The organism is Paraburkholderia madseniana (genome assembly GCF_009690905.1).
GTDB classification, from domain to species: Bacteria; Pseudomonadota; Gammaproteobacteria; order Burkholderiales; family Burkholderiaceae; genus Paraburkholderia; species Paraburkholderia madseniana.
Map to the genome: position 1 here is coordinate 1 of NZ_VOSW01000276.1, position 1,221 is coordinate 1,221.

Here is a 1,221-nt window from a genome sequence, read left to right on the forward strand (position 1 = left end):
GGCCGAGCTTTTCGGCGAGCGCGACTTTCAGTTTAGCGACCTGCGAGGCTTCCGCGTATTGCGGCACCGGAACGTTCAGTTTCAGCGTGTTGCCTTCGAGTGCCATCAATTCGCTGTTGAACGCGAGCTGATACGAAATGCCCTTGAGCGGCAGGTCGACTGCGAGCGCGGGCCAGTCGCCCTGGAAACCCAGCGGATCGAGCGGCACGGCGGGCGGCAACGGCCGCTTGTCGACTACGGGTGCGGGGGCCGACGCAGGCGTGGTGTTCACGCGGACGTCGTCGGGTCCGCTGTCGAACACCGGCATGTAGTTGTCGTCCGGCAGGCCGTAATAGCCTTCGTCCGCCGCCGTGAGCGGCATGCATTCGTCGGGCGGCATGTCATCCCACGGCGCGCTCGACGAGCCGTTCTGCTCCGAGGCTTGCGGCGACGGCGCACGTGCCGCCGGAGCGGCGTCCTGTTGCGGCGCGCGGCGCGGGGCGCCCGGTGTCGGCACATTGACGACCACGCGGGGGGCGGCAGGCTTCGGCGTGGTCGGGGCTGCAGCGGGCTTGGCGGCGGAAGCTGCAGCCGTAGCGCGGCCACGATCCGACGATACTTTCAGGCCGGCGCTGCGCAATACATTGAGCGCGTCGCTCGCGCCGCCTGCGCGGCGCGGTGGGATGTCGGCTGCGGGCGGCGATTCTTGCAATGCTCTCGCCGGTGCGGCCTCTTCTGCCCGTGCGAACGCGGCGGCGGCTGGAGCAGCGAGCGGAGACGCGGGAGGCGATTCCTGAGGCGCGGCGGCAGCCGGTGCTTCGTTCCAGGCTGACTCGGTGGGCGCGTCGTCCCACGGTGCCAAGGCCGGTGCAGCCGCTACTTTTGTTGCTGCGATCGATTCGGCCGTCGATGCCAAGGCCGGCGCTACCGCTATTTTTGTCGCCTCGATCGATTCGCTCAATTCGGCCGCCAGTGTCAAGGCCGGTACAGTCGTTACTTTTGTTGCTTCGGTCGCCGGTGCCGAGGACATCGCTTCGGGCATCGGGGCCGCTTGGGGCGCGCTCGTGTCCGTAGGTGCAGGCGCCGGATCGCTCAGAACCGGTTCGGCAGACGCTTCTTCCTGCCACGGCGCTAAAGCCGGTGCGGCAATGACGTCAGCCGCAGCGGGCGCAGGCGTCGCGCTCACTTCGCCAGAAGCGCGCGCGGATGCAGACTTGGAAACAATCGACCCTTCACCAATAG

At 68.0% G+C, this 1,221-nt stretch carries 1 protein-coding gene; it reads right to left on the reverse strand.

All coding sequences use genetic code 11. The features are described from left to right. Positions 1-1,221: DNA polymerase III subunit gamma/tau domain-containing protein (locus FSO04_RS48175; protein WP_479687415.1), on the reverse strand; the 1,221-nt coding region annotated here is incomplete at both ends.